We start from the raw sequence: 4,739 nt of genomic DNA on the forward strand, positions 1-4,739 counted from the left end.
TCGGCGTCGGGTGTGCTGGGCACGGCCGGCCAGAGCACCTATGCCGCTGCCAACACGGCCTTGGACACGCTGGCCGCGCTCCGTCGTAGTGAGGGTCTTGCCGCGACCAGCCTTTCCTGGGGTCTGTGGCAGCAGGCCGGGATCGGGCTGACTGCCGCGCTGGGGCAGGCGGACGTGGCGCGGATGCGGCGCCAGGGCTTCGGCGCGCTGTCCCAGCAGCAGGCGCTGGCGGCGTTGGACGCCGCTCTGCTCCAGCCGTATGCCCATCTCGTTCCGGTCAAGCTGGAGACGGCGCGGGTCGAGGACCCGCCCGCCCTGCTGCGGGCCCTTGTGCGCAGGAGGCGCAGGCCGGCGGCCGGCACCACCACATCCGGCGGTCGGGGCACGGTGTTGCGTGACCGGCTGGCGGGTCTGCCGGAGGGTGAACGGCTGCCGTATCTGGTTCAGTTGGTGCGTTCTGAGGCGGCGGTCGTGCTGGGGGCGTCCAGCGCGGACGGTGTCGGTGACCATCAGGCGTTCAAGGAGCTCGGTCTGGACTCGCTGATGGCGGTCGAGCTGCGGCGCCGCCTGTCCGCGGCGACCGAGGTGGCCCTGCCGGCCACCCTCGCTTTCGACCATCCCACCCCCGCCGCCGTCGCCGGCCTCCTCCTCGACCGCTACACCTCCGAGGCAACGGCGCAGGCCGGCGTCGTCCCAACCGCCGTCTCCCGGGCCGGTGCGCACGTGACGAAGACACAGATCGACAGCCTGGTGGACCTCCTGCGTGCCGCGACTCCGCAACAACTCGAGGAGCAGGGACTGGTTTCCCGCCTCCTGGAGCTCAAGGACGGCCTCGCACGAACCGTCGTCCCCGACGCACCGGAGATCGAGATCGAAGCCGGCAGCACAGAAGACCTTCTCCAGTTCCTCGACCGCAAGCTTGGAGTGTGACGGATGACCGCGTCCGAAGTTGAGAAGCTCGAGTCCTACCTCCGCCGCGCCACCACCGCCCTGGTCGAGACGGAGAAGGAACTCAGCACGGAGCGCGCGGCGCGCACGGAGCCGATCGCCATCGTGTCGATGGCGTGCCGCCTGCCGGGCGGTATCGACACGCCCGAGGGTTTCTGGCAGCTCCTGGCCGAGGGCGGGGACGCCATCGGCCCGTTCCCCTCCCGCTGGGACGGTCTGGATCTGTACGACGCCGACCCGGAAGCGGTCGGCAAGAGCTACGCCCGCGAGGGCGGCTTCGTCGACGGTGTCGAGGGCTTCGACGCCGCGTTCTTCGGCATCAGCCCGCGTGAGGCGCAGTCGATGGACCCGCAGCAGCGCCTGGTGCTGGAGGCGTCGTGGGAGGCGCTGGAGCGCGCCGGCATCCGGCCCGGCGCACTCAGCGGCAGCCGCACCGGCGTCTACCTCGGCGCGATGAGCGCCGATTACGGCAACCAGCAGGGCCATGACCTCGACGCCCTCGACGGCTACGTCAGCACCGGCAACGCGAGCAGCGTGGTGTCGGGACGGGTGTCCTACGCGCTGGGCCTGCAGGGCCCCGCCGTCACCATCGACACCGCCTGCTCGTCCTCCCTCGTCGCCCTGCACCTGGCGGCCACGGCACTGCGGCAGGGCGAGTGCGACCTCGCCCTCGTCGGCGGTGTCACCGTGATGTCGACACCGTCGACCCTCGTGGAGTTCAGCCGCCTCAAGGGAGCCGCTGCCGACGGGCGTTCCAAGAGCTTCTCCGCCGGGGCCGACGGGACCGGGCTGTCCGAGGGCGCGGGTGTGCTGGTCATGAAGCGTCTGTCGGCTGCCGAGCGGGACGGCGACCGGGTCCTGGCCGTGGTTCGCGGCTCCTCGGTCAACCAGGACGGCGCGAGCAACGGCCTGACCGCCCCCAACGGGCCCTCCCAGCAGCGCGTCGTCCGTGACGCGCTCGCCGTGTCGCAGCTCACCCCCGCGGACATCGACGCGATCGAGGCGCACGGCACCGGCACGTCGCTGGGCGACCCGATCGAGGCCGGCGCTCTCGCCGAAGTCTTCGGCGAGCACCCCGTGTTCCTGGGGTCGGCGAAGTCGAACCTCGGCCACACGCAGGCCGCCGCCGGTGTCGTCGGCGTGATGAAGATGGTCCTCGCCCTCCAGCACGAGACGCTGCCCCGCACGCTGCACGCCGACGAGCCCAGCCCCCACATCGACTGGGACACCAGTGGCCTGACCCTGCTTCAGCAGCCGCAGCCCTGGCACAAGGGCGAGCGGACCCGCCGCGCCGGTGTGTCCTCCTTCGGCCTGAGCGGCACCAATGCGCATGTGGTGCTGGAGGAGGCCCCGGCAGCCACGTCGGTGGAGCCCGCGGAGAACCAGGGCCGTCGGCTCCCCGCGCTTCCGGTGGTGGTGTCCGGCCGTGACGAGCGGGCCCTGCGGGAGAACGCGGCCCGCCTCGCCGACCGGCTGGAGGCCGGTGACGGCGAGGAGCCGGACCTCGCCGACGTCGCGTTCTCCGCGGCGCGACGGACACGGTTCGAACACCGGGCGGGCGTGATCGCCGGCTCGGTGGCGGAGGCCGTCACGGGTCTGCGGGCGTTGAGCGAGGGCCGCTCGGCCGCCGGCGCGGTCACCGGCACCGCCACGTCCTCGACGCCGGCCGGCGTGGCGTTCCTGTTCCCGGGCCAGGGGAGCCAGCGGGCGGGGATGGGCCGGGAGTTGTACGAGGCGTTCCCCGTGTTCGCCGAAGCGTTCGACAAGGTCTGCGACGTGGCGGACGGGCTGCTGGGCCGCTCGTTGAAGGACGTGGTGTTCGGGTCCGACGCGGCCACGCTGGAACGGACGGAATTCGCCCAGCCCGGGCTGTTCGCGTTCGAGGTGGCGCTGTTCCGGCTGTGGGAGTCCTGGGGGCTCTCCGCATCGGTGGTGACCGGACACTCGGTGGGGGAGCTGGCGGCGGCACACGTCGCGGGTGTCCTGCCCCTCGAGGACGCGGCGCGTCTCGCGGTGGCACGCGGCAAGCTGATGCAGGCCTGCGAACCGGGTGGGGTCATGGCCTCGGTGGAGGCTTCGGAGGCCGAGGTCGTGGCCGTCCTCGACCTGGTCCCCGGACGGGTGTCGGTGGCGGGGGTGAACGGTCCGGCCCAGGTCGTGGTGAGCGGCGATGCCGCAGCCGTGGAACAGGTCGAACAGCACTTCGCCGGCGAAGGGCGGCGCACACGGCGCCTCGAGGTGTCGCACGCGTTCCACAGCGCGCACATGGACACGATGCTGGAGGAGTTCGCCGAGATCGCCGCCGGATGCCGGTTCGAGGAGCCGCGGACACCCCTCGTGTCGTCGGTGACCGGTGCCTGGATGGGAAGGGACCTCACGGCGGGCGAAGGCATGCGATCCCCCGCCTACTGGGTGACGCAGGTCCGCGAAGCGGTGCGCTTCTGGGACGCCGTACGCACCCTGGAGGACGCCGGACCCGGCCGCTACGTGGAATGCGGTCCGCGGGGCGTGCTGACGGCCATGGGCAGCGAGGGCGTGGCGGACGACTCCGTCAGCCGGTTCGTCGCCAGTGCCCGGAAGGGGACGGATGAGGTGGCCGGGGTGCTGACCGCACTCACCGAACTGCACGTCCTCGGCCAGGACGTCGACTGGGACACCGTCTTCACGGGAACCGGCGCCACCCGAATCGACCTGCCCACCTATGCCTTCCAACGCGAACGTTTCTGGCAGCAGGTGTCCGCTTCCGGTGATGTGACGTCGGTGGGGCTGGAGTCGGCGGGGCATCCGTGGCTGGGTGCGGTGACCGCGCTTGCCGACGGCGAAGGGCATGTGTTCAGCGGCCGTGTGTCGCTGCGTGAGTTCGGCTGGCTGGCCGATCATGCGGTGTTCGGCACGGTGATCGTCCCGGGCACCGCGCTGCTCGAACTGGCCCTGTCGGCCGGGTATTTCGTGGGTGCGGGTCGGGTGGAGGAGCTGACGCTCCTGGAGGCGCTGGTCGTTCCGCAGGAGGGTGAGCTGCGGCTTCAGGTGACGGTGGGCGCGCCCGGTCCGGATGGTCGTCGTCCGGTGGCGCTCTACAGCCGGCGTGGTGATGACGGTGAGTGGGTCCGGCATGCGTCCGGCGTGCTGAGCGAGGCACCGGCCGCCCCCGCAGCCGACGGGTTCGAGGCGTTGGCGCAGTGGCCGGTGACGGGTGCGCAGCGGGTGGACCTGGACGGTTTCTACGAGCGGTTCGCGGAGCAGGGCATTGCCTACGGCCCGGTGTTCCGGGGCTTGAGCGAGCTGTGGCGTGACGGCGACACCGCCTATGGCCTGGTGCGGCTGCCCGAAGGCGTCTCCACCGACGGCTACGGCATCCACCCGGCACTCCTCGACACCGCCCTGCACACCCTCATCGCAGCCGCAGGGGAGCAGAGCACCGAAGACAGCGTGCTGCTGCCGTTCGAGTGGACCGGGGTGAGCCTCGAGGCGGTGGCGGGCTCCGTGCTGCGGGTCCGTGCCGAGCTGGACAGTGAGAACTCGACGGCCCGGATCCGGGTGACCGACGAGAACGGCGAACCCGTCGCCCGGATCGAGGGACTCCAGGTACGACAGGCCACGGCGGAGCAGATCCGGGCGGCGGCGACCTCGGTGGACCACCTGTACCGGGTGGAGTTCCAGCCGGTGGGCGCTTCGGCTGAATCCCGTGACGCCGACCGGCTGGTGATCGACGCGCGGAACTGGTCGGGTTCGGTGACGGAGGTCGCCGCGCGTGGACTGGCCGAACTCCAGCAGGCGTTGGCCGGCGACAC

2 protein-coding genes are annotated in these 4,739 nt (G+C 71.8%); both read left to right on the forward strand.

The features are described 5' to 3' along the window. Positions 1–930, forward strand: a 930-nt coding sequence (locus ACTMTU_RS35935) for a phosphopantetheine-binding protein (RefSeq protein WP_441267625.1), incomplete at its 5' end; no start/stop codon positions are given. 3 nt (positions 931–933) lie between these two features. Beyond that, the coding region (locus ACTMTU_RS35940; protein WP_441267626.1) for a type I polyketide synthase at positions 934–4,739 on the forward strand (3,806 nt) is incomplete at its 3' end.

Source organism: Streptomyces sp. OZ13, assembly GCF_052068155.1.
Classification (GTDB): domain Bacteria; phylum Actinomycetota; class Actinomycetes; order Streptomycetales; family Streptomycetaceae; genus Streptomyces.